Annotated in this window: 22 protein-coding genes; 10 read left to right on the plus strand and 12 right to left on the minus strand. The window is 72.6% G+C overall.

Translation table 11 applies throughout. The features are described 5' to 3' along the window. Window positions 1-14 precede the first annotated feature (14 nt). From IE140_RS07865 to IE140_RS07880, 4 genes are all read right to left on the minus strand, one after another. Entirely contained in the window at window positions 15-1,037 is a 1,023-nt protein-coding gene (locus IE140_RS07865) for an SCO2278 family lipoprotein (RefSeq protein WP_088574510.1), read from the minus strand. A 138-nt stretch (window positions 1,038-1,175) separates the two neighbouring features. Then, window positions 1,176-2,015 carry a heme ABC transporter ATP-binding protein gene (locus IE140_RS07870; protein ID WP_150197073.1) on the minus strand — a complete coding sequence of 280 codons (840 nt, stop codon included), beginning with the start codon at window positions 2,013-2,015 and terminating at the stop codon, window positions 1,176-1,178. Next, window positions 2,012-3,142 carry a FecCD family ABC transporter permease gene (locus IE140_RS07875; RefSeq protein ID WP_189460220.1) on the minus strand — a complete coding sequence of 377 codons (1,131 nt, stop codon included), beginning with the start codon at window positions 3,140-3,142 and terminating at the stop codon, window positions 2,012-2,014. The genes IE140_RS07870 and IE140_RS07875 overlap by 4 nt, the downstream gene beginning before the upstream one ends. Then, window positions 3,139-4,239, minus strand: coding sequence for a heme/hemin ABC transporter substrate-binding protein (locus IE140_RS07880; RefSeq protein ID WP_150197074.1), 1,101 nt, complete (start codon window positions 4,237-4,239; stop codon window positions 3,139-3,141). Before IE140_RS07880 ends, IE140_RS07875 begins: the two co-directional genes overlap by 4 nt. Before the next feature lie 181 nt (window positions 4,240-4,420). On the opposite strand from IE140_RS07880, the gene IE140_RS07885 reads away from it, so the two are divergent. The 3 genes from IE140_RS07885 (at window position 4,421) to IE140_RS07895 (ending at window position 8,423) form a co-directional block, all read left to right on the plus strand. Next, a complete protein-coding gene (locus tag IE140_RS07885) occupies window positions 4,421-5,890 on the plus strand; it encodes an HtaA domain-containing protein (protein WP_189460222.1) in 1,470 nt (489 codons plus the stop codon). A 92-nt stretch (window positions 5,891-5,982) separates the two neighbouring features. Next, complete coding sequence (locus IE140_RS07890; protein WP_150197640.1) at window positions 5,983-7,629, plus strand: HtaA domain-containing protein; 1,647 nt, start codon at window positions 5,983-5,985, stop codon at window positions 7,627-7,629. A 116-nt stretch (window positions 7,630-7,745) separates the two neighbouring features. After that, the gene (locus tag IE140_RS07895; RefSeq protein WP_032761806.1) at window positions 7,746-8,423 is read left to right on the plus strand and encodes a PhzF family phenazine biosynthesis protein; all 678 of its coding nucleotides are present in this window, start codon (window positions 7,746-7,748) and stop codon (window positions 8,421-8,423) included. A gap of 31 nt (window positions 8,424-8,454) precedes the next feature. Here IE140_RS07895 and IE140_RS07900 read toward each other — a convergent pair whose 3' ends face one another. Both IE140_RS07900 and map read right to left on the minus strand, forming a co-directional pair. Next, window positions 8,455-9,120: a biliverdin-producing heme oxygenase gene (locus IE140_RS07900; RefSeq protein ID WP_150197641.1), complete on the minus strand. Its 666-nt coding sequence runs from the start codon at window positions 9,118-9,120 to the stop codon at window positions 8,455-8,457. 229 nt (window positions 9,121-9,349) lie between these two features. Beyond that, window positions 9,350-10,207, minus strand: a complete 858-nt coding sequence (gene map / locus IE140_RS07905; RefSeq protein ID WP_032761804.1) for a type I methionyl aminopeptidase — start codon at window positions 10,205-10,207, stop codon at window positions 9,350-9,352. Between the two features lie 58 nt (window positions 10,208-10,265). Between map and IE140_RS07910 the strand changes: the two genes are divergently transcribed. Then, the gene (locus IE140_RS07910) at window positions 10,266-10,502 is read left to right on the plus strand and encodes a hypothetical protein (protein WP_150197642.1); all 237 of its coding nucleotides are present in this window, start codon (window positions 10,266-10,268) and stop codon (window positions 10,500-10,502) included. Between the two features lie 122 nt (window positions 10,503-10,624). Here the strand turns inward: IE140_RS07910 and IE140_RS07915 are convergent, their stop codons facing one another. Both IE140_RS07915 and IE140_RS07920 read right to left on the minus strand, forming a co-directional pair. Then, a complete protein-coding gene (locus IE140_RS07915) occupies window positions 10,625-11,947 on the minus strand; it encodes an MFS transporter (RefSeq protein WP_373296151.1) in 1,323 nt (440 codons plus the stop codon). Window positions 11,948-12,007: 60 nt separating this feature from the next. Beyond that, window positions 12,008-12,610, minus strand: a complete 603-nt coding sequence (locus IE140_RS07920; RefSeq protein ID WP_150197643.1) for a hypothetical protein — start codon at window positions 12,608-12,610, stop codon at window positions 12,008-12,010. Between the two features lie 186 nt (window positions 12,611-12,796). On the opposite strand from IE140_RS07920, the gene npdG reads away from it, so the two are divergent. The 3 genes from npdG to IE140_RS07935 all read left to right on the plus strand — a co-directional run bounded on the left by npdG (window position 12,797) and on the right by IE140_RS07935 (window position 15,113). Beyond that, a complete protein-coding gene (gene npdG / locus IE140_RS07925; protein WP_030707797.1) occupies window positions 12,797-13,510 on the plus strand; it encodes an NADPH-dependent F420 reductase in 714 nt (237 codons plus the stop codon). A gap of 163 nt (window positions 13,511-13,673) precedes the next feature. Continuing rightward, entirely contained in the window at window positions 13,674-13,856 is a 183-nt protein-coding gene (locus IE140_RS07930; protein WP_093439864.1) for a hypothetical protein, read from the plus strand. A gap of 153 nt (window positions 13,857-14,009) precedes the next feature. Continuing rightward, window positions 14,010-15,113: an ABC transporter permease gene (locus IE140_RS07935; RefSeq protein ID WP_229826727.1), complete on the plus strand. Its 1,104-nt coding sequence runs from the start codon at window positions 14,010-14,012 to the stop codon at window positions 15,111-15,113. 22 nt (window positions 15,114-15,135) lie between these two features. Here IE140_RS07935 and IE140_RS07940 read toward each other — a convergent pair whose 3' ends face one another. Next, a complete protein-coding gene (locus tag IE140_RS07940) occupies window positions 15,136-15,942 on the minus strand; it encodes a site-2 protease family protein (RefSeq protein ID WP_150197644.1) in 807 nt (268 codons plus the stop codon). Window positions 15,943-16,070: 128 nt separating this feature from the next. Here IE140_RS07940 and IE140_RS07945 point away from each other — a divergent pair, with 128 nt between their 5' ends. Next, the gene (locus IE140_RS07945; protein WP_189460224.1) at window positions 16,071-19,481 is read left to right on the plus strand and encodes an AfsR/SARP family transcriptional regulator; all 3,411 of its coding nucleotides are present in this window, start codon (window positions 16,071-16,073) and stop codon (window positions 19,479-19,481) included. 11 nt (window positions 19,482-19,492) lie between these two features. On the opposite strand, the gene IE140_RS07950 is transcribed toward IE140_RS07945, so the two are convergent. The 3 genes from IE140_RS07950 to panB form a co-directional block, all read right to left on the minus strand. After that, on the minus strand, window positions 19,493-20,359 hold the full coding sequence (locus IE140_RS07950) for an ABC transporter permease (protein ID WP_093439856.1): 867 nt from the start codon (window positions 20,357-20,359) through the stop codon (window positions 19,493-19,495). Beyond that, complete coding sequence (locus IE140_RS07955; RefSeq protein ID WP_150197129.1) at window positions 20,356-21,369, minus strand: ATP-binding cassette domain-containing protein; 1,014 nt, start codon at window positions 21,367-21,369, stop codon at window positions 20,356-20,358. The genes IE140_RS07950 and IE140_RS07955 overlap by 4 nt, the downstream gene beginning before the upstream one ends. A 170-nt stretch (window positions 21,370-21,539) precedes the next feature. Further along, window positions 21,540-22,427, minus strand: coding sequence for a 3-methyl-2-oxobutanoate hydroxymethyltransferase (gene panB, locus IE140_RS07960; protein ID WP_032761789.1), 888 nt, complete (start codon window positions 22,425-22,427; stop codon window positions 21,540-21,542). A 204-nt stretch (window positions 22,428-22,631) separates the two neighbouring features. On the opposite strand from panB, the gene IE140_RS07965 reads away from it, so the two are divergent. Next, entirely contained in the window at window positions 22,632-24,245 is a 1,614-nt protein-coding gene (locus tag IE140_RS07965; RefSeq protein WP_150197130.1) for an MFS transporter, read from the plus strand. A gap of 152 nt (window positions 24,246-24,397) precedes the next feature. Continuing rightward, window positions 24,398-25,105, plus strand: a complete 708-nt coding sequence (locus tag IE140_RS07970; RefSeq protein ID WP_032761786.1) for a TetR/AcrR family transcriptional regulator — start codon at window positions 24,398-24,400, stop codon at window positions 25,103-25,105. Window positions 25,106-25,169: the final 64 nt, after the last annotated feature.

Below are 25,169 nucleotides of genomic sequence, written 5' to 3' on the forward strand. Positions count from 1 at the left end.
AGCCGCGGGGGGCGTTATTCGCCCTTCGCCGCGATCAGGCCCGGCAGCCGGTTCAGCATCCGCACCTTGCCGCCGGAGCCCGTGTCCGCACCGGAACCGGCTCCCGCGGCCCGCGGCGGCACGTGCACCAGCTGGCTGGAGACCCGCTCCTTGGTGAGGGTGCTGTTCACCTCGCCGGTGAGCAGCGCCTTCACATCCGGGTTGACCTCCGGCCGCAGCCCCTCCGCGGCGACCTGGCGCTCGAAGTGCTTGCTGTTGAAGAAGACCAGCGCCCCGCCGTCCTCGGTGCGCAGCCCGAGCGGCGCGAAGGTGCTGCCCGTCAGCGGCTGGTCGACGTACTGGTAGGAGAACCCCGCCCGCCGTGTGGTGCGGCGCGTCTCGCGCCAGCCGGAGGTCGAGGTGGACGGTGTGAACACGTCAGGAGAGCCGTTCTGCAGATAGCCCGTGTACGAGGCGCTCAGATCGGCGGGCGCCACGGCCAGCTCGTCGTCCTGCGGCTTCACCGGGGTGGCGAGCCCGTCCCCGTCGAGGGTGAACTCCGGCACCTGGGAAGCCGGGAGGACGCCGAGGTAGGCCGCCTTCCACAGCGCGTCGGGACCTGTCCGGACGAACACCACCAGCCAGCGGGTGTCCAGCTTCCCGCCGTCCTGGTCCCGGTTGGAGTCGGTGTCCGCGAGGAACCAGCGCGGCCAGCCCGCCTTCTTGGGAATGACGTACGTCGCGTCGTCCAGCACCAGCGGCTTGTGCGCCTTGTTGCCGTCGGGGTTGTACGTCCGGCGGGCCTTCAGACCGGCCTGGTTGATCGCGCCGAGCGAGCCCGTCACCCGGTCCGCGTCCAGCGCCGGATCGAACGCCTTGTCCGCCGCGTTGTAGGCGTCGGTGAAGTCCTTGAGCGCCTGGGCGGCCTCGGACTTCTTCGCCCCGGGCAGCACTTCCAGCTCCCCGTGCACCGTCACACAGCCGGTCGCCGTCAGGCACAGCACCGTCGCCGTCGCGAGCCCCGCCGTCAGCCGGCCCAGCCCAGGGTGTCTCGTCATCCGCTGCTTCTGTGCCTTCCGCATCCGTCGCCCGCACTGACCGTCGAAACCCTACCGGGGCCGCGACGGGCGTGCGGGCGGGGACCGGATACAGCGTCCACACCGTGACCTGCCGGCCGGACACCCCCTGGAACCGCCTCAGTTCTGGCGTGCCGGCACGATCAGCGGCGTCCCCGTACGCGGATGGGGGAAGACCTCCACCGGCTGCCGGTAGACCTCGCCGAGCAGCTCGCCGCTGAACACCGCCTCGGGCGGGCCCAGTTCCGCGATCCGCCCGTCGTGCAGGACGGCGACCCGGTCCGCGTATGCCGCGGCGAGCCCCAGATCGTGCAGGACGACGACCACCGCGTCCCCGGCGGCGGCCCGCTCCCGGCAGATCCGCAGCACCAGCTCCTGGTGGCGCAGGTCCAGGGCGGCGGTCGGCTCGTCCAGCAGCATCAGCGGGGCCCGCTGCGCCAGCACCCGGGCCAGCGCCACCCGCGCCTTCTCCCCGCCCGACAGCGCCGAGAACGGGCGGGCCGCGAACCGGGTCACCTCGGTCGCCGCCATCGCCGCGGCCACCGCCGCGTCGTCCTCGTCCTCCCGCTCCGTACCGGCCCAGGGCGCCCGCCCCATCCGTACGACGTCCTCCACCGGGAACGGGAAGGACAGCACGGCGGCCTGCGGCAGCACCGAGCGGCGCAGGGCCAGTTCGGGCGCGGACCACGCGGCGGCCGGGCGGCCGTCGATCCGCACCTCGCCGCTCGCGGGGGCCAGATCGGCGGCGAGCGCGGCCAGCAGCGTCGACTTGCCGGCCCCGTTCGGTCCGACCAGGGCGACCACCTCACCGGCGTGCGCGGTCAGGTCGACGGAGTCCAGCACCTGCCGCTGCCCGAGGCGGACCGAGAGCCCGGCGGCCTCGACGGCGGGGGAGCCGGGCGCGACGGGCGAGGGCAGCTCCCGGGTGCGTACCGCGAACAGATCTCTCAGCGTCCTCATGCCCAACCACCTTGCTTACGACGGGTCCTGCGCAGCAGCCAGAAGAAGAACGGGCTGCCGAACAGCGCGGTCAGCACCCCGAGCGGCAGCTCGGCCGGGGCCGCCACCGTCCGGGCCGCGAGGTCGCCCGCCACCAGCACCAGCGCGCCGCCGAGCGCGCTGCCCGGGACCAGGAAGCGGTGACCGGGGCCGTTCGCCATCCGCAGCAGATGCGGGACGAGCAGCCCGACGAAGGAGATGATCCCGGCCACGGCGACAGCGGCGGCCGTCAGCAGCGCCACCACCAGCACGAGCACGATCCGCAGCCGCTCCACGTCCACGCCCAGGTGCCGGGCGGGCCGCTCGCCCAGCGCCAGCAGGTCCAGCTTGCGGGAGTAGAACGGGGCGATGAGCAGCCCGGCCAGCGCGCACGGCAGCACGGCCAGCACCTTGGGCCAGGTCGCCTGGGAGAGCGAACCGAGCTGCCAGAAGGTGATCTGGGTGATCTGCGCGTTGTCCGCGAAGAAGATGAACAGGCCGATCAGCGCGCCCGCGAAGGCGTTGACGGCGATACCGGTGAGGATCAGCGTCACCACCTCGGTCCGGCCGCCGGAGCGCGACAGCGCGTAGACGAGCAGCACGGTCGCCAGTCCCGCGACGAACGCGAAGACGGTGATGGTCCAGTTGCCGAAGAAGGTCAGGCCGAGCGCGATCGAGGCGACCGCGCCGACGGCCGCGCCCGCAGAGATCCCGATGACGCCGGGTTCGGCGAGCGGGTTGCCGAACACGCCCTGCATCAGGGCGCCCGCGCAGCCGAGCGACGCGCCGACGAGCACCGCGAGGGCGACCCGGGGGAGCCGCACGTTCCACAGGACGCTCTCGCCGACCCGGTCCAGCGCCTGCCCGCCGAGCCCGATCCGGTGCTGCACGGAGGACAGGACGTCCCCGAGCGGGATGTTGTACGCACCGATCGCCGCCGACAGCAGACAGCCGACGAGCAGGGCGAGGGAGAGCCCCAAGGTGAGCAGATACGCCGTGCTGCGCGAGGACTTGACGCCGGGGGCCGGGGGCTCGGGGGCTCCACCCCGGGCCGGTCCGCCCGGGGACTTCTCCACGGGGCCGGTGCGTTCCTCGTACGAGCTGGTCACTGGCCCTTCCCGCCCTTCGCGTACAGCTGCTCGACGATCTCGGTGAGCACCCGGTCGGTGCGCGGGCCGTAGTTCAGCAGTACCCCGTCGTCGACCGTGACGACCCGGCGGTCCATTCCGGCCGGGGTCTCCGCGATCCCCGGGATCTTCACCAGACCGTCCATGCCGCCGACCGACTCGAACCCCTTGGTCATCAGCAGGATCGCGTCCGGGGCGGCCTTGGCGAGGGCCTCGCTGGTGATCGCGGTGAAGTCCTTGTCCAGGCCGGATTCCTTCCCGGCGTCGACCGCGCCCGCCGCCTCCAGCAGCGAACTGGCCCCGGACTCCGCGCCGCCCAGCAGATAGACGGAGGCCGAACCGCGCAGATAGAGGAAGGCGACCCGGGGCTTCCTGCCGTCGGCGTGGTCCGGGATGGACTTCTGGACGTCGGCGATCCGCTTCTCGGTGCGCTGCTTCAGCTCCGTGCCGGCCGACGGTACGCCGAGGGCCTCGGCGACGGTGTCGATCCGGCGGCTCACGTCGGACAGCCCCTTGGCGGGCTCGACGACGAGCAGCGGGATGCCCGCGTCGCGGATCTGGCCGATGGCCTCGGAGGGTCCCGTGGTGGTGTCGGCGAGGACGATCGTCGGCTTGAGGGAGAGCACGCTCTCCGCCGAGACGTCGTGGGCCCGGGTCACCACCGGGAGCCTCGAAGCCTGTTCGAAGGTGGCGGTGATGTCCCGGGCGACGACCTGCTTGCCGAAGCCGAGGGTGAAGACGATCTCGCTCAGCGACCCCGTCAGCGGCACGATCCGGTCGGTGGAGTCGATCGTGACCTTCTTGCCGTCCGCCGAATCGACCGTCACCGGCAGCTTCGGCGCGGGCGCACCGGCCAGCGGCTCGACCCGGTCCGCGTCGGCGGCGCTCTTGGCGGACGCCGGCTTCGGCGCGGAATCGTTACCTCCACCGCAGCCGGTCAGGACCAGGGCGAAGGCGACTGCGGCGGTGAGCGCGGCGGCAGCCCTGCCCCGGGCCGGGCGACGGCGGAGCGTCGTCGCGGCGTCCGGGCCCGCGGGGTCCTCGGTCGCCCGGGGGGCGAAGTCCTGCGAGATGCGCACTGGGCACCGTCCTGTCGTTCTGCGGCGTGCTGATGAGGCGTGCTGATCGAGCGTGCTGGTGGGCCGTGTTGCTCGTGGGGCGAATGTGTCGAGGTGGTGGAGATACCGGAGGGGTTCCGGCGAGGGCTGGGAGTACCTTAGGTTAGCCTTACCTGTGTAGCCAGTCCTCGGAGGGTCCCTCATGCCGTCGTCCAGATCCACCCGCGCGCTCGCCGTCGCGCTCCTGGCGGTCCTGCTGGGAGCCCTGCTCCCCGCCGCCACCGCGCAAGCGGCGAGCCGCACGGTGCAGGGAGGACGGCTGGACTGGGGCATCAAGGCGTCCTTCCAGAGCTATGTCACCGGCCCCATCGCGAACGGGAGTTGGCGCCTGACCGGCGGCGCGGCCACGGTCGGCGGCAGCCAGTTCCGCTTCCACTCGGCGACCGGCTCCTACGACCCGGACTCCGGGGCGTTCAGCTCCGGCTTCTCCGGCGGCGTGCACTTCACCGGCCACAAGAAGGCCGACGGCAGCAATGAGCTGGACCTCACGATCAGCCGCCCCACGATCCGCATCAGCGGCGGCAGCGGCGTGCTCCACGCGGACATGGTCAGCAAGGAGCGGGGGACCGGCAAGGTCTCCAACCGCTCCCAGGTGCCCCTGGCCAGGCTCTCTCTCGGCGGGATCAACATGAAGGGCGGTTCCACCCCCATCGCCCTCACCAACGTCCCCACCACGCTGACCGCCGAGGGCGCCTCCGCCTTCGCCGGCTACTACACCGAGGGCACCCCGCTCGACCCGGTCAGCCTCTCCGTCGACACCAAGGGCGCCGCCGAGCCGAAGCCCTCCGCCCCCGACAAGAAGAAGGACGAGGGCGAGAAGAAGGACAAGGCGGAGAAGAAGGACAAGGAGAAGGCGGGCCGCTTCGAGGACGCCGCCGTCGACTGGGGTGTGCGACGCACCTTCCGCGAGTACGTCACCGGCTCCATCGGTCAGGGCAAGTGGACGCTCGCCGACGGCGCCCAGGACGGCGGGGCCCTGTTCCGCTTCCCGCAGGGCAAGGGAACGTACGACGCGAAGAAGGAGACGCTGGACGCGGAGTTCAGCGGCAGCATCCGCTTCATCGGCGCCCATGACCTCGACCTGAAGTTCGCCGCCGTCACCGTCGCCGTTGCCAAGGGCGAAGGCACCCTCTCGGCCGACGTCACCAGCGAGGGCAAGACCACCGAGAACGTCCCGATCGTCACTTTCGAGGCCGAGGACTTCACGCCCGAGGACGGACTCGCCGCCCTCACGGAAGCCCCCGCCGCCCTCACCGCCGAAGCCTCCAAGGCGTTCGGCTCCATGTACAAGGCGGGCACCGCGATGGACCCGGTCTCGCTCGCCGTGGCCGTCGACGAGAAGGCCCAGCTGCCCGCCCTGCCCGACCTCGGCAGCGAGCCGACCGCGGCCGCCGAGCCCACGAAGAAGGCCACCGCGAAGCCCTCCGCCGCACCGTCGGCCGCCTCCTCCGACTCCGGTCCGGGCGCGGGCACCTGGGCGGCGATCGGCGGTGGCGCGCTGATCCTCCTCGGAGCCGTGGCGGCGTTCTTCGTCCTGCGCCGCCGGTCCGCGCAGCCGGCCCCCGAGGCCGCCGACGCCTCCGCGGCCCCCGACTCCCCCCAGACTTCCTGACCCCCGGCATCACCCATGCGTGCCTTATGGATCCTCACCCCCTCCCCCCACGCTTCTCTTCCGCCCCCGGTCCCTCTAGGAGACACACCGACATGGCAGCAACCCGCCGCCCCATAGCCCTTGCCGCGGCCGTCGCCACGGCCGCCGCCCTCGGCGCCACCGCCTTCGCGCTCCCGGCCCTCGCCGCCGGGTCCCCGGCGGCCGCCCCCACCGCCGCCCCGAAGTTCGAGATCGTGGACGGCACGCTGGACTGGGGCATCAAGGAGTCCTTCCGCAAGTACATCGCCGGCCCCATCGCCCAGGGCAGGATCACCGTCTCCGACGGCGCCAAGCAGGCCGAAGGCAACGGCGTGTTCACCTTCGTCGACGGCAAGGGCTCCTACGACGTCGGGACGCACGCCTCCGACACCGCGTTCAAGGGCGGTGTCCGGTTCGAGGGCCACCACGGCGTGCTCGACGTCAAGCTGAGCGACATCAAGGTCGGCACCGGCCGGGAGACCGGCACCATCACCGCCGACTTCACCAGCAAGAAGATGGACGGCACCGTCGTCTCCAAGGACGACGCCCCCATCGCCGCCCTCGACATCACCGGCGCCGAGCGCGGTCGCGGTGCGAACGGCGAGACGGTCTTCACCGACATTCCGGCCAAGCTGACGGCCGAGGGCTCGGAGGCCTTCGCCGGCTTCTACGCGGAAGGCGCCGAGCTCGACCCGGCGACGCTGACGCTCAAGACCGCGGCCCCGAGCCCGACCCCGTCGGACGACCCGACCAAGGACCCGACGAAGGACCCGGACCCCACCAAGGACCCGGACCCGACCAAGGACCCGACCAAGGACCCGGACCCGACCACGGACCCGACCAAGGACCCGGACCCGACCACGGACCCGACGAAGGACCCGAGCGGCGACCCGACCCCCACGGCCTCCGAGACCGCCGCGCCCGTCAGCGGCCCGGTCGTCGACGGCACCCTCAACTGGGGCGTGAAGGAGAGGTTCCGCAACTACGTCCTCGGCAACATCGCCCACGGCAAGATCGTGACGAGCGACGGCGCGTCCGCCAACGGCGACAGCTACCGCTTCACCAAGGCCACCGGCGTCCTCGACGCCGACAAGAACACCCTCGACGCCGCCTTCAAGGGCAAGGTGCGCTTCCTCGGCCACGAGACCAACGGCGAGTACGTCCTCGACCTGTCCCTCAGCAACCTGAAGGTCGACATCGAGGGCACCTCCGGCACGCTCCTGGCCGACGTCTCCTCCAAGGACCAGAAGTCCGGCAAGGTCAGCAAGTTCACCGGCCTGTCCCTGGCCGACCTGAAGGTGCCCTCCGGCGCGCTCGCCGCCAAGGGCGGCATCGTGAACCTCAAGAATGTCCCGGCGACGCTCACCGCGGACGGCGCCAAGGCGTTCGGCGGCTTCTACCAGAAGGGCGAGGAGCTCGACGCGCTGAACGTCGCGGTCTCCATCGACAAGGACGCCCAGCTCCCGGGCGGCTCCACCGGCGGCTCCGGCTCCACGGGCGGTTCGGGCTCCACCGGCGGTTCCACGGCGGGCGGTTCGACCACCGGCGGCGGCACGGTCGGCGGCGGCTCCACCGGCGGTTCGGTCGGCGGCTCCGGCGCGCTGGCCTCCACCGGCTCCGACGTCCCGACCGGCGCCCTGATCGCCGCCTCCGGCGTCGTCGTGGCGGCCGGTGCCGGTGTCGTGATCGCGGCGCGCCGCCGCCGCGACACCACCGCCTGATCCACCCGCACATCGACCGGGGCCGGTCCGGCGAGCACACCCGCTCGCCGGACCGGCCCCGCGGCCGTACCCGGCTCGCTTGCCGCGCCCGCGCCCGGCAGTGCTTGAATGCCCTGGTGAACGACTACGACGTACCCCGGGGCATCGACGTCCTGCGGGTGTTCTGCGGACCCGACGGCCGGTACGGCAACGCCCTCGGCGTCGTACGCGACGGCAGCGGCCACCCCGACGAGGCGTCCCGGCAGCGGCTGACCCGGCAACTGGGCTTCAGCGAGACCGTGTTCGTCGACGACCCGGAGCGCGGCCGGGTGGACATCCACACCCCGGGGCTCCGGCTGCCGTTCGCCGGACACCCGCTGGTGGGCGCGGCCTGGCTGCTCGACCTGGAGATCCTGGAACTGGCCGTCGGGGACGTGTTCGCGCGCCAGGACGGCGAGTTCACCTGGATCACCGCCCGCCCCGAGTGGGCCCCGCCGCGCACGCTCCAGCAGTACGCGAGCGCCGCCGAGATCGAGGCGCTGCCGGGACCGCCGCCCGGCGAGGGCTGGCTCTACGCCTGGGCCTGGGAGGACGAGGCGGCCGGCCGGGTGCGCGCGCGGGCCTTCCCGAGGCGCGGCGGGGAGGCCGGGATCGTCGAGGACGAGGCGACGGGGGCAGCGGCCATGCTGCTCAGCGCCCACCTCGGCCGGGCCCTGAACATCACACAAGGACGCGGCTCCCAGATCCTCACCGCACCCGCGCCGGACGGCACGGTGGAGGTCGGGGGCCGCGTCCTGATGGCCGCCCGGGGCTGAACCCGGGCGGCGGTGAACCGTGAAGCGGTGACTACGCGCTGAGCGGGAAGACCTCACCCAGCTCGCGGAAGACCGCGGTGTTCAGCGCGAAGGCGCGCTTGCACTCCTCGATGATGCGCTGCTTCTCCAGGTCGTCCGCGTTCACACCGTCCAGCAGCTCGCGGTAACCCCGCTTGAATGCGGCGGGGTTGGTGATCTGCTCGAAGACGTAGAACCGGACGCCGTCTCCCTTGCGCTCGAAGCCCCAGGTCTTCTCCGCCTTGTCGCGGATGATCTGACCGCCCGACAGGTCGCCGAGGTAGCGCGTGTAGTGGTGGGCGACGTAACCGGCGGGCCAGGTGCGCGCGCACTCCGCGACCCGGGCCGCGTACGCCGCGGTGGCGGGCAGCGGCTCAAGGCCCTCGCGCCAGCCGTCCCCGCGCAGATGCGCCAGGTCGCGCTCCAGCTCGGCGGAGCGCATCAGCTCCGGCTGTATGAACGGACCGGCGACCGGGTCGTCGCGCAGAGCCTCCGCGCCCTCCTCCAGCGCCCGGTACACGAACCACAGCTGCTCGGTGTAGCGCGTGTAGGCGTCCACTCCCAGCCGCCCGCCGAGGAGGTCACCCATGAAGGTCGAGGTCTCGGCCTCGGTGTGCTGCTCGTGCGACGCGGTGCGGATCAGCGTCGAGAAGGGAGTGACGGTGGCGGTTGCGTCCAAGGCGGGCCTCCGGGGACCGAGGGGACGGGAGAGTCCAGAAAGAGACGGAAATATCGGCAGGCGGCCGCCGCGACGGTGCGGCGGCGCGTGCCGATACGCCGATCCTCCTACTTAGGCTTACCTAAGTCAACTGGTTCCCGACTGCTTGTCGGTAAAAAAATACGCCACGAAGGGGTGGAGGGCCCGATATCGGAAAGTTCGGGGTGATTCCGGGGTGATTCCCGGGTGGCTACGGAAGGGTGAGGATCTCCGCTCCGGTCTCCGTGACGACCAGCGTGTGCTCGAACTGGGCCGTCCGCTTCCGGTCCTTCGTCACCACGGTCCAGCCGTCCTCCCACAGGTCGTACTCATGGGTGCCCAGCGTCAGCATCGGCTCGATGGTGAACGTCATGCCCGGCTGCATCACCGTGGTGGCGTGCGGGCTGTCGTAGTGCGGGATGATCAGGCCGGAGTGGAACGAGGTGTTGATCCCGTGGCCGGTGAAGTCGCGGACGACCCCGTAGCCGAACCGCTTGGCGTACGACTCGATGACCCGGCCGATGACGTTGATCTGCCGCCCTGGCTTGACCGCCTTGATGGCCCGGTTCAGCGATTCCCGGGTGCGCTCGACCAGCAGCCGGGACTCCTCGTCCACGTCGCCGCAGAAGTAGGTGGCGTTGTTGTCGCCGTGCACCCCGTTGATGTACGCGGTGACGTCCAGGTTCACGATGTCGCCGTCGCGCAGGACGGTGGAGTCGGGGATGCCGTGGCAGATGACCTCGTTGAGCGAGCTGCACAGCGACTTCGGGAAGCCCCGGTAGCCGAGCGTCGAGGGGTACGCGCCGTGATCGACCATGAAGTCGTGGGCGACCTTGTCGAGCTGGTCCGTGGTGACGCCCGGGGCGATGTGCTTGGCGGCCTCCTCCATCGCCTGCGCGGCGATACGGCCCGCGATGCGCATCCGCTCGATGGTGTCGGCGTCCTGCACCTCCGGGCCGGTGTACGGCGTCGGAGCCGGCTTCCCCACGTACTCGGGACGCCGGATGTTTCCGGGTACGGAACGGACGGGAGTGATCTCCCCTGGTACGAGAAGCGACTGGCCAGACATGCCAGCGAGTCTAACCAGCGGCGTCGGGGCACCATGGCGATAAGGAAAGGAGCCGTCGATGGCCCTGTTCAAGAAGCGCACGGTCGGCAAACCGGGCGAGTGGTACTACTGCCTGGAGCACAAGAAGGTCGAGGAAGGCCCGGAGTGCCCGGCGCTGAACCGTTTCGGCCCCTACACCTCCCGTGAGGCGGCCCAGCACGCGATGGACACCGCGCGCGACCGCAACCTGGAGTGGGACACGGACCCGAAATGGCACGACGAGGACAAGGGCAGATCAAGCCCGTCCGGCGATTGAGGACGTCCTTCAGCCCCGTCGGCGCTTGAGGCCGCACATCCAGCCCGTCCGGCGTTCGAGGACGCCTTCTCAGCCCCTCCGGCGATTGAGAAGCGGGGCGCGGGGCGGAGCCCCGGACCGGGTCACCCCTCCACCCGGGCCTCCCGCCTCCGCACCGCATCCTCATCCGTCTCCGAGTCGTACCGCACCAACTTCGGCAACGCCGCCGTCAGCAGCACCACCGACGCCACACACGCCACCCCGCCCGTCCAGATCGCCGACCGGGTCCCGGTCCAGCCGGCCATCGCCCCGGCCCGCACCTGACCCAGCTGCGGCCCGACGCTGTACGAGAGCACCTCGATGCCCGCCAGCCGCCCCCGCAGCTCCTCCGGAATGGTCTGGTTCCAGATCGTCGAGCGCCCCAGCCCGCTCAGCATGTCGCCCGCCCCCGCCACGGCCAGGCAGACCAGCACGACCCACACGCTGGAGAACCAGCCCGCCGCCGCGATCGCCAGCCCCCACACCGCCGCCCCGAACACCACGAACAGCCCGTGCCGCCGCACCCGGGACGTCCAGCCGCTGGTCAGCCCCAGGGCGAGGGAGCCGACCGAGCCCGCCGCGTACATCAGCCCCAGCGACCACTCGGCGTCCAGCTCGTCCGCCAGGAACGGGAAGATCGTGTTCGGGAAGGCGAAGAACATCGCCGCCAGATCGATCGCGTACGTCCCCAGCAGCACCGGCCGGCTCCAGGCGTACCGCGCCCCCTCGACGATCCCGCGCAGCGACGGCTTCGCCGCCTCCTTGGCGGGCGGCGCGGGGGCGAGCCGCAGACAGAGCACGACGGAGGCGGCGAACGTGCACACCGTCACCGCGTACGCCGTGCCGTGACCGGCGTACGCCACCACCAGGCCGGCCAGCGCCGGACCCGCGATCGCCCCGATCTGCCAGCGCAGCGAGTTCAGCGCGGCCGCCGCCGTCTGCTGGGCGTGCGGCACGATCCGGGCCATCAGCGAGTCCAGCGCGGGCCGCTGGAGCCCGGCGAGCGCGGACACCCCGCCGGCCACCACGTACAGCGGCCACAGCAGGGGCTCCGGGAGCAGGGCGTTCACCAGCAGGATCGCGGCGAGCACCCCGAGCCCGGCCTCGGTGAGCAGGATGACCCGGCGGCGGTCCACCGAGTCCGCGAGCGCCCCGCCGTACAGCCCGAAGACCACCAGCGGCACCAGCTCCACCGCGCCCATCGCCCCGACCGCGAGCGGGGAGCCCGTGAGGTCCTTGATCTGGAGCGGCAGCGCGATGAGCGCCATGAAGCTGCCGAAGTACGTGATCAGGCCCTGCACCCACAGCAGCCGGAAGTCCGGCGAGGAACGCCACGGCGAGAGGTCGGGCAGCAGGGCGCGCAACCGCCCCGGTCGCGGTGCCGGCGGCGAGGCGGAGGAGGGGGGTGGGGGAGGTGCTGAGGTCACGAAGGGCCATGATCCGTACAACAGGGTGTATCGGGCAAGCGAGTTTCCGGCCCGCCCGCGCTACCAGCGGGCCGGCGGCGGCTGCGTCAGCCGGTCGGCCAGCCCGGAGAGCCGGTCCCGGAACGTGCGCCGCCCGCCCGCCGGAGGCCTCCCGTTCTCCCCGGCGGCCGCGCTCACCAGGTGCTGCACGATGTCCAGGTCCACCTCGTCGTCCCCGCCGACCACCAGCGACTCGTGCGCGAGACCGCCGACCTCGGGGTCGCCGCCGTCCAGGGTGAGCACCCGCGCCCCGGCCCGCCGGGCGTCGTGCACCAGCTCCAGCAGGCCTTCGTCCGGCCGCTCCGGCGCGACCAGCAGCACCGTCTCGCCACGCCCCGCCGCCGCGATCCGGTCGGGCCCGACCGCCAGGTGCGCCGGGTCGCCCGCCGCCACCCGGTGCCGGACGAGCGTGGGCGCCAGCTCCGGCAGCCCGGACCAGGCGGACTCGTCGGAGAGATGGGCCGCCAGATGCCACGGCTCGTACGCCTCGGTCCCCGCCAGCAGCAGGCCGCCGCCGCGCGGCACGACGGAGGCGCGCAGGGTCAGGGCGAACCGGCGGGCGTCCTGCGGCCACCGGGTCCCGGCCAGCACTTCACGGAGCAGAGCGACGCGTACGGCATCCATGGCCCGGCATCCTGCCCCGGTCCGTCGCCCCGGCCGGCCCCGTCACCCACGGCCTCACCCGAACGGAGGACCCGGCGGGAAACGGGACCAGAGAGCGGAACCGACGGGCGGACCGGGACCGGACCGAGGCCGACCGAGGCCGACGGGGCGGCTTCCCCGCGTCTTACCTGGCAGTAGGGTCGGCCCATGACTACACAGGACAGCAGCGGCAGCGCGCCCAAGCCCCCCGCCAAGGACCCCTGGGACCTCCCCGACGTATCCGGCCTGAGCGTCGGCGTGCTCGGCGGAACCGGACCGCAGGGCCGCGGCCTCGCCTACCGGCTCGCCCGCGCCGGACAGAAGGTCACCCTCGGCTCCCGGGACGCGGCCCGCGCCGAGCAGGCGGCGGCCGAGCTGGGCTTCGGCGTCGAGGGCGCGGACAACGCGGAGTGCGCCCGGCGCAGCGACATCGTGATCGTCGCCGTGCCGTGGGACGGTCACGCCAAGACGCTCCAGTCGCTGCGCGAGGAGCTTGCGGGCAAGCTCGTCATCGACTGCGTCAACCCCCTCGGCTTCGACAAGAAGGGCGCCTACGCCCTCAAGCCCGAGGAGGGCAGCGCCGCCGAGCAGGCCGCGGCCCTGCTGCCGGACTCCCGGGTCACCGCCGCCTTCCACCACCTCTCGGCCGTGCTGCTCCAGGACGAGTCGATCGAGGAGATCGACACCGATGTGCTGGTCCTGGGCGAGGCGCGCGCCGACACCGACCTCGTACAGGCGCTGGCCGGCCGGATCCCCGGTATGCGGGGCATCTTCGCCGGCCGGCTGCGCAACGCCCACCAGGTCGAGTCGCTGGTCGCCAACCTGATCTCGGTCAACCGCCGCTACAAGGCCCACGCCGGACTGCGCACCACCGACGTCTGACCGGGCCGGCCCCGGCGGGCGCTCCGGCACCGTGTCCGGGCGCTCCGGCGACGAGTCCGGGCGCTCCCCGGGACGGGTCACAACGGGGCATGGGGGACACTGGACGGGACCGCGACCGTTCCCGGCAGGGAGCGCGACCCGTTCCCGACAGGAGCCGACCCCCATGCCCCGCATCGCCCTCTACGCCCTCGTCGTCTGCGTCCTCGCCGTCGTGGCGGCCGTGGTCTCCTTCGCCCAGGGCAGCCTGCTCGGGATCGTCTGGGTGCTCATCGCGGGTCTCTCGTCCAACATGACCTGGTTCTACGTGCGCAGGCACCGACTGGCCACCGCCTCCGACGCGGGCTGATCCCACGCCGCTCCCCGCTCCAGGCCTCCCCGCCTCCGCCAATCAGGTCGTGCCCGCCTCTCCCCGGGCGTGCCCCGGCCGGCAGACGCCGCCGGGGGCCGAGCATGTGACGGCCCTGCCACGGATGTGGCGGAACCGGACGAGGGAGGCCGTGTGGCAGACGCGAGGGACGAGGACTTTTCGGGGTCGACCGTGCGGACGGGGGAGCGGACCCAGGGCTTCTGGCAGGAAGTGCGGGACGCCGTCTCGACCCGGGCCGCGCTCGTCATGCTCGGGGTGCTCCTGCTGCAGCTGGGCTTCGCCCTCTCCTACATGGGCGCCTTCCACGCACCCGAGCCGCGCCGGGTACCGATCACCCTGGTCGCCCCGCCCGCCGTGGAGGCAGACCTGGTGGCCCGCCTCGACGCGCTGCCCGGCGACCCGCTGCGGGTCACCGCCGTCCAGGACCGCGCCGAGGCACGCGCGCGGCTGCTCGACCGCCGTACGGACGCCGCCCTCGTCGTGGATCCGGCGAGCCGCACCGACACTCTGATCGTGGCGTCGGCCGGCGGGCCCTCGGCCACCGCGGCGGCCACCGAGATCCTCCAGGAGGTCGCCCGGGCGGAGAACCGGACGATCGTCGTCCGAGACATCCGCCCGCCCGCCGCCGGAGACTCGCGGGGCCTCTCCTCCTTCTACATCGTCCTCAGCTGGACCATCGGCGGCTATCTCGCGGCCTCGGCCCTGAGCATGGCGGCCGGTTCCAACAAGCCCACCCTGCGCCGCACCCTCGTCCGGCTGGCGGCGATGCTGCCGTACGGCTTCGTCTCGGGCATCGGCGGCGCGATCATCGTGGGCCCGGTGCTGGACTGCCTGCCGGGCGCGTTCTGGGAGCTCGCCGGGATCGGCACCCTCGTGGTGTTCGCCTCCGGCGCGGTGGGCGTCGCCCTCCAGTCGGTCGCGGGCACGATCGGCCTCGGCCTCACCATCCTGATCTTCACGATCCTGGGGAACCCCAGCTCGGGCGGCGTGTACCCGTCCTCGCTGCTGCCGCCGTTCTGGAGCGCGATCGGCCAGGCGCTCCCGCCGGGCGCCGGGACGACCGTGGTGCGCAACACCGTCTACTTCGACGGCAACGCCACCACGGGCGCCCTCTGGATCCTCGGTGCCTGGGCCTTCGGCGGCGTCGTGCTGGCGATTCTCGCCGCCGCCGTACGGGCGTCCCGGGCGGCTCGCCCCACCGCCCCGGCCGCCGGGCCCGCCGCCCCGGCGGTCTGACACGGGGGCCCGGGCCGCGCGGTCAGCCGACCGAGCAGCCCGGGTCCTGCTCGTCGAAGAGGCCCCGCCAGAAGCGGTACAGGTCATATCCGCAGTACCGCTGGAACTCCTCCACGCCCAGCCCCCGCAGCAGCGCGTGGATGGCGTCGAAGAACACGATGTTCACCTCGGGGATCCACAGCAGCGCGAACACCGCGATCAGCCCGAACGGCGCGATCGGCTCCACCTGGCGGCGGACCTTGTACGAGAGCCAGGGCTCGATCACCCCGTAGCCGTCGAGCCCCGGGATCGGCAGGGAGTTCAGGATCGCCGCCGTCACCTGGAGCATCGCCAGGAACGCCAGCGCGTACTGGAAGGCACGCGGCACCCCGTCCAGCGCGTCCAGCCAGAACGGGGCCGTACAGAGAAACGCGAACGCCACGTTCGTCAGCGGCCCCGCCGCCGAGATCAGGCTGTGCTTCCACCGGCCGTGGATCCGGCCGCGCTCGATGTAGACCGCACCGCCGGGCAGCCCGATCCCGCCCATGATCACGAAGAGCACCGGAAGCACGATGCTCAGCAGCGCGTGCGTGTACTTCAACGGGTTGAGCGTCAGATAGCCCTTCGCCCCCACCGACAGGTCCCCGCTGTGCAGCGCGGTGCGGGCGTGCGCGTACTCGTGGAGGCAGAGCGAGACGATCCAGGCCCCGGTGACGAACAGGAAGACCGCGAAGCCGGTGGCGTCCGCGAAGCCCGTCCACACCGCCCAGCCCGCGACCGCGGTGACGGCGGCGATGCCGAGGAAGACCGGGCTGATCCTCCGGTCGCCGCGGGTGGCTGCGGTGGTCATCGGCGTTCGACTCCTGGGGCAGGGGACGGGGTGATCGTACGGTCCGGCACGGCTGGAACGTCCGCGACCGCTTGTGGAGTTCCACCCGGTCAACCCAGGTCCGCCACCCGTCACGGACAATGGGCTCCGTGCACTACTGCGTCCTCGGCACCACCCGGGCACTCCGCGACGACGGCACGGCCGTCACCCTCGGCGGGGCGCGGCTGCGCGCCCTGCTCACCGTTCTCGCGCTGCGCCCCGGCCGGACCGTCCCGGCCGCACACCTCGTCGACGAGGTGTGGGACGGCGACCCGCCCGCCGACGCGGCCGGTGCGCTCCAGGCCCTGGTCGGCAGGTTGCGGCGGGCCCTGGGGCACAGCGCCGTCGAATCCGTGGAGGGCGGCTACCGGCTCGCCGCCCCGCCGGACGCCGTGGACCTGCACCGCTTCGAGCGGCTGGCCGGCGAGGGGAGCCGGGCCCTGGAGGACGGCGACGCCGCCGGCGCCCTCGCCGCCCTGGGAGAGGCCCTCGCCCTGTGGAACGGGCCGGCCCTCGCCGATCTGCCCGACCGCACGGCGATCGCGTCCCGCTGGGAGGCCCGCAGGCTCGACGCCCGGCGGGCCGCGCTCGGGGCGCTCCTCGCCCTCGGCAGACCGGGGGAGGCGCTGCCGGAGCTGGCCGTGCTCTGCGACACCCACCCGCTCGACGAACCGCTCCAGGCCCTGCGCATCAGGGCCCTCCGGGACGCCGGACGCCCCGCCGAGGCGCTGGCCGCGTACGAGGAGGTCCGCACCCTGCTCGACGACCGCCTCGGCACCGCCCCGGGACCGGCCCTGCGCGGCCTGCACACGGAGCTGCTCCACCCGGGACCCGCGACCGGGGGCGAGCCTACCCCTGGGACCGCGCCCGCGACCGGGGCCGTCCCCGCCCCTGAGGACGTACCCGCCGCGACCCAGCCGCCCCCCGCCCCGCCCCCGCCCGGCCCCGGCAACCTCCGCGCCCGGCTCACCAGCTTCGTCGGGCGCGACACCGACATGGCCGCCCTGCGCGAGGACCTCGGCCGCACCCGGCTGGTCACCCTGCTCGGGCCCGGCGGCGCGGGCAAGACCCGGCTGTCGCAGGAGACCGCGGAGGCCGCCGCCGAAGCCTGGCCCGACGGTGTCTGGCTGGCCGAACTGGCCCCCGTCGACGACCCTGACACCGTGCCCGAGGCGGTCCTCGGCGCGCTCGGGGCCCGCGAGACCGTGCTGCGCGGGGCGGGCGCCGAGGAGTTGCGCGCCGCCGACCGCACCGGCGGTGACCCTCTCGTACGCCTCACCGAGCACTGCGCCCCGCGCCGGATGCTGCTCCTGCTGGACAACTGCGAGCACGTCATCGGCGCGGCCGCCGCCCTCGCCGACCATCTGCTGGCCCACTGCCCGCAGCTCACCGTCATCGCCACCAGCCGCGAACCCCTCGGCGTACCCGGCGAGTTCGTCCGCCCCGTCGACCCGCTGCCCGACCCGATGGCCCTGCGGCTGCTCGCCGAACGCGGGGCCGCCGCCCGCCCCGGCTTCCGCACCGACGCGGACGAGGCGACCGCCGCCGCCTGCGCCGAGATCTGCCGCCGGCTGGACGGGCTGCCGCTCGCCATCGAACTGGCCGCCGCCCGGCTGCGGATGCTCACCCCGCGCCAGATCGCCGACCGGCTCGACGACCGCTTCCGCCTCCTCACCAACGGCAGCCGCACCGTGCTGCCCCGCCAGCAGACCCTGCGCGCCGTCGTCGACTGGTCCTGGGACCTGCTCGACGCCGCCGAACGCGCCGTCCTGCGCCGCCTCTCCGTCTTCGCCGGAGGCTGCTCGCTGGCCGCCGCCGAGGAGGTCTGCGCCCTGCCCGAACCGGCCGACGGCGTCACCGTGGACTCCCTCGACGTCGCGTCCCTGCTCGGCTCCCTCGTCGACAAGTCCCTCGTCGTCGCCGCGCCCGGCGACGACGGGGAGATGCGCTACCGGCTGCTGGAGACGGTCGGCGAGTACGCCGCCGAACGGCTGGCGGAGGCGGGCGAGCGGGCCGCCGTCGAGCGGCGCCACCTGGTCCACTACCGCGAGCTCGCCCGGATCACCGGCCCGAAGGTGCGCGGCAGCGGGCAGCGGGAGGCGATCGCCGTCTTCCAGCGCGAGTACGAGAACCTGCGCACCGCGCTCCGCCACGCCGTCGCCGCCCGGGACGAGCACGAGGCGCTGTGCATCGTGCTGTCGATGGCCTGGTACTGGATGCTGAAGGATCTGCGCTCGGAAGCCCGTCAGTGGTGCGAGCTCGCCGCCTCGCTCGGCCCCGACCCCTTCGCCCCGCCCGGCACCCGGGCCCCCTCGCTCGCGGAGCGGCCCACCGACCGGCCCCCGCCGATGGACGACGAGCAGCTCGCGGAGGCGCGGCGCGGGGTGTCCCTGGTCCAACTGGCCGGAGTGGACAACGCGATCAGCGCCTGGTCGACTCCCAAGGGCAAGGCGCGGCTGAGGATCATCGCCGACACCTACCGGCCCGGCATGCCGCAGACCTGCCGGATGCCCGGAACCCTCTGGCTGTTCGCGATCATGCTCACCGGCGACCTGGAGCAGCTGTACGCGGTGCTCGACGAGACGGTCCGCGCCTCCCGGGTCCACGGTGCCGAATGGGAACTGGGCTCCGCGCTCCACACCCGGGCCAACCTGCGGGCCAACAGCCCCGAGCAGGTCGCGGACGCGCTCGCCGACGCCGACGAGAGCCTGGAGATCTACACCCGGCTCGGCGACGACTGGGGTGCCGCCGAGGCGCTCTCCGCACGGGGCGAGGCCAACGAGCGGGCCGGCGACTTCGCGGCGGCGCTGGAGGACTACCGGGCCGCCGTGGAGTACGCGCGGAAGATCGGCGCGCAGAGCCAGGCGTCGCTCCTGCGGGCCCGGTACGCCGGATCCCTCATCGAGCTCGACCGGCTCCCGGAGGCCGAGGCCATCCTGCGTGAAGTCACTTCGAGCGGTCGGGAGATGGGCCACGAGGCGACGCCGATGGCGCGGATGTTCCTGGGGTTCGTTCTCGGCCTCCAGGGTCGAGTGGATGAGGCCCGCCAGCAGGCATACCTCGTCCGGGAGGATTTCAGTTCCCGCGATGTCGCCGTCTTCGGCGGCTTCGTCCACGGCACGCTGGCCTGGCTGGACAACCTCGACGGAGACCACTACGCAGCCCTGGACAACGGGCTGACAGCTCTGGAGTGCGCGCGGGAACCGCTGTCGATGATGGTGGCCCCGCAGCTGCCGTCGTCCCATCTGACGGCCATCGCCCAGGCGCTGGCCGGGCTCGGCGGAGCCGACGCGGCGCGGGACGCCGCTCGGCTGCTGGGGTTCCAGGAGACGCTCCTGCCGAAGGGGCACGTGCCGACCGTGATGGAGCGCCGCAACCGGGCGCTCACCGAGCAGGCCGCCCGGGAGGTGCTCGGTGACGACGCGGCCTACCGGGCGGCGTACGAGGAGGGCGGTGGCCTCACCCTCGACGAGGCCACCGCCCTGGCGGAGTCGTACCGGCGGGCGCACCCGCCGACGTAACGCCCGTCCGCTCAGGCCTTCTTGCGGAACTTGGCCACCGCCAGCGGAGCCAGCACCACCGTGATGCCGGCGGCCCAGGCCAGCGTCCACCAGACCGAGTCGCCGACCGGGTCGCCCTGCATGAGCGCCCGCGCCGCGTCCGCCAGGTTGGAGAGCGGGTTGTAGTCGGTGAAGGTCTGGAGCCAGCCCGGCATGGTCTCGGTCGGCACGAAGATCGAGGAACCGAACTGCAGGGGCATCAGCACGAGCATCGCCGTCCCTTGAACAGCCTGGGCCGTCGGCATGGACAGCCCGAGCAGGATGAAGATCCACATGATGGCGGCCCCGAACACCGCCGACAGCGCGACCGCCGCGAGGAGTCCGAACACCGAGCCGTGCAGCTCCATGCCGACGACGAACCCCATGACGAGCAGGATGAGCATGGCGACCATCAGCCGGCCCAGCTCGACCACGATCTTGGCGATGAGCACCGAGGACCGGGAGATCGGCATCGTCCGGAACCGGTCCATGACCCCCTTGCGGAAGTCGTCGTTGACGCCGGTCCCTACGGCCATGGCGATGTTCAGCCCCAGCATCGCCATCAGCCCGGGCACCAGGTAGTTCACGTACTCCTGCCGGTTTCCGCCGAGGCTTGCGCCGACCGAGCCGCCGAAGACGTACACGAAGAGCAGGATGAAGATGATCGGCGTCAGAAGGACGTCGAACATCGACTCCGGGTCCTTCTTGATCTGGAGCAGGTTGCGGCGCGCCAGGGCTCCGATGTGCCGGAGGTTGGCCCGCAGGCCGATCCGCCCCTCGTCGGCCACGACGGCCTGCGCGGATGCCGGACCCGGGGACCCGGGGGGCGTGGGGGTCGGTGCTGTGGTGGTGGCGCTCATGCGGCGACCTCCTGGGGAGCCGGGTGGGAGAGGGGGGAGGCCTTGTCGCCGGTGATCGCGAGGAACACCTCGTCCAGGCTGGGCAGGGCGGTGGAGACATGGGCGAGCGAGAAGCCGCGCACGCCCAGCAGCCCGATGACGGCGGTGAGCTGCTCGTCGCTGAGGATCGGCACGTACAGCAGCCCCTCGTCCACGACGGCCTGGACCCCGGCGACCCCGTCGAGCCCGGCCTCCCGGATCGCCTGCGCCATCGCGGCCAGCTCCGCGGGGTCCGAGGGCCGGATGTGCAGGGTGCGGCCGCCGACCCTGGCCTTCAGCTCGTCGACCCCGCCCCGGGCGATGATCTTCCCCCGGTCGATGACCGTCAGCTCCTTGGCGAGCTGCTCGGCCTCCTCCATGTACTGCGTGGTCAGCAGGACGGTCGCGCCCTCGGCGACCATCCGCTGCACCTCGTCCCAGACCTCGTTACGGGTCCGGGGGTCGAGCCCCGTCGTCGGCTCGTCCAGGTACAGCACGGCCGGGCTGCCGATCATCGAGGCGGCCAGGTCGAGCCGGCGGCGCATCCCGCCGGAGTACTCCATGCTCGCCCGCTTGGCGGCCTCGGTGAGCGAGAACCGCTCCAGCAGCTCGTCGGCGCGGGCCCGGGCCTGCTTGCGGGGCAGATCGAGCAGGCGCCCGATCATGTAGAGGTTCTCCCAGCCGGAGAGTTTCTCGTCGACCGAGGCGTACTGCCCGGTCAGGCCGATCCTGCGGCGGAGCTCGCGCGGCTGCTTCACCACGTCGTAGCCGGCGACGACCGCGTGCCCGGCGTCGGGGGTGATCAGGGTGGACAGGCAGCGTACGAGGGTGGTCTTGCCGGCGCCGTTGGGGCCGAGCACACCGAGGACGGTGCCTTCACGGACGTCGAGGTCCACGCCGTCCAGAGCTTTGGTCTCGCCGTAGTGCTTGACCAGCCCCCGCACTTCGACGGCGTTCCGGCCGCTGCTGGGGTTCTTGTCGATTCGTTCCATGCCCACCAGCAGACCAGCGCCCACCGACAGCTCACCGACAGCCCGCCGACACGGACCGGCGCGGGGCGGCAGACGCGCGACAGCCCGCCGATGGGGGATGTCGGCGGGCTGTCGGTGGTGCGGGAAATGGCTGGTGGGCGCCGCTCGGGGAGCGGCGGCGACCGGGTGGATCAGTGGAAGGTGTGCTCCGCCGCCGGGAACGTGCCCCCGACGACCTCGTCCGCGAACTCCTTCGCCGCGTCGCCGAGGACCTGCCGCAGATTCGCGTACTGCTTGGTGAAGCGCGGCACCTTGCCGCCGGTCAGCCCGACCATGTCCGTGTAGACGAGCACCTGCGCGTCGGTCCCGGAACCGGCGCCGATGCCGACGGTCGGGATGTGCAGCGTACGGGTGACCTCGGCGGCCAGCTCGGCGGGGACCAGCTCCAGCACGACGGCGAACGCGCCCGCGTCCTGGACGGCCTTGGCGTCCCGCAGCAGCTGCTGGGCGGCCTCCTCGCCGCGGCCCTGGACCCGGTAGCCCATCGCGTTGACGGACTGCGGGGTCAGGCCGATGTGACCCATGACCGGGATGCCGGCCTCGACCAGCAGCCGGATCTGCTCGTGGGACCGCTCGCCGCCCTCCAGCTTGACCGCGCCGACGCCCGAATCCTTGATCAGCCGGGTGGCGTTGCGCAGTGCCTGGACGGGGCCTTCCTGGTACGAGCCGAAGGGCAGGTCGGCGACGATCAGGGCGCGCTTGGTGCCCCGTACGACGGCGGCGGACAGCATGGCGATCTCGTCCATCGTGACGGGCACGGTGGTCTCGTAACCGAGGTGGACGTTGCCCATCGAGTCGCCGACGAGCATGACCGGGATCCCCGCCTCGTCGAAGACGGACGCGGTCATCGCGTCGTAGGCGGTCAGCATGGGCCACTTCTCGCCGCGCTCGGTGGCGGCGGCGATGTCGTGGACGGTGATGCGGCGGGTGGACTTCCCTCCGTACAGCGCCTTGCTGCTGTCGGCGGACGGGCCCGCGGGGGAGGTCGAACTCTGTTTCTGTGCAGCCTGAAGCGACATGGCGAAACGGCTCCTTCGTCATCTCGAGGCGCCCTGACGGCGTCCCCGGATCCCTTCCATGGTGGCATCCCGCCCCGCCACTCGGGAAGTGGGCCCGCGGGCGGTGGGAAAGCGGGCCCGAGGAAGCGCCCGTACGGCCTCCGTTGGGCAAAGCTTTAACAATACGAGACGGTCTCGTATCGAAATGGGATTAGGCTCGTCCTCATGCCCATACCGTCCGGCGCTCCCGCCGCGCCCGCCGTGCCCCATGTTCCCGAGGCGATCCACCGCCGCCGCTGGTGGATCCTCGGCGTCCTCATGTTCAGCGTGCTCATCGTCGTGCTGGACAACTCGATCCTGAACGTCGCGGTCAAGACGATCGCGAGCCCCGCCCCCACCGGCATCGGCGCCACCCAGAGCGAGCTGGAGTGGGCGATCAACTCCTACACGCTCGTCTTCGCCGGACTGCTGTTCACCGCGGGCCTTCTCGGCGACCGGATCGGCCGCAAGAAGGTCCTCCTCGCCGGCACCCTGGTCTTCGGCCTCGGCTCCGCGCTGGCCGCCTTCTCCGCCTCGCCGGGCGAGCTCATCACCTGGCGGGCGCTGATGGGCTTCGGCGCCGCCTTCGTGATGCCCGCCACCCTCGCCGTCCTGATGAACGTCTTCGAGCGCGACGAGCAGCCCAGGGCCATCGGCATCTGGGCGGGCAGCGTCGGCCTCGGCATCGCCATCGGCCCGATCACCGGAGGGGTGCTACTGGAGCACTTCTGGTGGGGCTCGATCTTCCTGGTGAACGTCCCCGTGGTCGTCCTCGCCCTGATCGCCATGGCGATCCTGGTCCCCGACTCGCGCGACCCGAAGCCCGGAAAGGTCGACCCGCTGGGCGTCGGGCTCTCCATCGTGGGCCTGGTCCTGCTGGTGTACGGGATCATCCGGGGCGGCGAGCTGGCCGACTTCACCGACACGACCGTGATCCTCGCCATCGCCGGCGGGCTGCTCGTGCTGGCCGGATTCGTCTGGCACGAGAAGCGCAGCAGCCACCCGGCCATCGACATCACGTACTTCCGGAAGCCCGCGTTCTCCGCCGCCGTCGCCGCGATAGCACTGGTCTTCTTCGCCCTCATGGGCGTGACGTTCTTCTCCGCCTTCTACCTCCAGAGCGTGCGCGGGTACAGCGCCCTCCAGTCGGGTCTGCTGATCCTTCCGCTCGCCGCCGCCCAGATGGTCTTCGCGCCCCGGGCCCGGCTGGTCGTCGACCGCTTCGGCGCCCGCGCGGTCTGTACGGCCGGGATGCTGCTCGTCGCCGCCGGCCTCGCGTCGTTCGCCCTGTTCGACGCCGGTACGCCGGTGTGGGTGATGTGCCTCGTCTTCTTCGTCCAGGGCACCGGGATGGCGCACATCATGCCGCCCGTCACCGTCGCCGTGATGCAGGCGCTGCCCCGCGAGAAGGCCGGTTCCGGTTCGGCCATCAACAACACCTTCCGCCAGGTCGGCGGGGCGCTCGGGATCGCGGTCCTGGGCTCGGTGCTCTCGACCGTCTACCGGGGGGACATCGAGGGTCACCTCGGCGCGGTCCCGGCCGAGGTCAGGGACGTGGCGGGCGAGTCCATCGAGGCCACGCTCGGCGTCGCCGAGAAGCTCGGCCCGGTGGCCGGAAAGCCTCTGGTCGCCGCCGCCAATGACGCGTTCATCAGCGCCATGCACGTGACCGCGCTCGGCTCGGCGGCCGTCGCCCTGATCGGCGCCGTGGTCGTCGGCCTGTTCCTGCCGGGCCGCCCTCCGGCGACGACCGAGGTCCCCGAGGAGGTCCGCCCCCCTGCGGAGCAGCTCACCCGCTGACCCGCTGACCAGCTGAGCCGCTGACTCGACGAGGCTCGTCGATCCGCGCCCTCCGGGTCGGCGAGAATCGAGGCGACGGACGTGCGACGGACGTGCGACGGACGTACGGCTGACGTCCGAGGGGCGACGGCGCGACGAGAGGCGGCTTCACGGTGCAAGGCCAGGACGGCGAGCGGGACCGGCGCGGGGCGAGGAACGGGGGCGAACCGCAGGCCGGTGCCCCGGCCTGCGGTTCGTCGGCAGAGGTTCCGGCAGGGGCTCCGGATGCGGAGCCCCGCCGCGGACGCCCCCGTTCCGCTGCGGCGGAACGGGCGATCCTGGACGCCGTGATCGCTCTCCTGGAGGCGGGCGAACCGCTCGCGGGCCTCTCCATCGAACGCATCGCGCGCACGGCGGGCGTCGGCAAGGCCACGATCTACCGCCGCTGGTCGGGAAAGGAGGAGCTGTTCGTCGACGTCGTACGCGACATGGAGCCCACCGACCCGCCCCTCTCCGGCACGGCGGGCCTCGCCGACCTCCGCGTCATGCTGGAATCCCTGCGCACCCGGGGCCTCGCCCAGCGCTCCTCGGTCCTCCTGGTCAACATCTTCGCCCAGATGAAGAGCCACCCGAAGCTGTGGGAGGAGTACCACGGCACGGTGATCGCCCCGCGGCGTGTCGCGATGCTGGAGGCGGTGCGGCGCGCGGTGGCCGCCGGGGAACTGCGCGACGACCTCGACGTGGAGCTGATCGACGACCTCTTCGTCGGCCCCATGCTCGTCCGTACGGTCCACCGCCCCGACGCGCCGCTGCCCGACGATCTCGCGGACCGCATCATCACCGCCCTGCTGCAGGGGCTCGCCCCCGCGGCACGAGTGTGATCGTTCTGTCACAAGGTGCCCCGGCCGGCCCCGGGCCGGAACCCGTCGTCCCGCCACCGTCGTC

Source organism: Streptomyces parvus, from assembly GCF_014648875.1.
GTDB classification, from domain to species: domain Bacteria; phylum Actinomycetota; class Actinomycetes; order Streptomycetales; family Streptomycetaceae; genus Streptomyces; species Streptomyces parvus.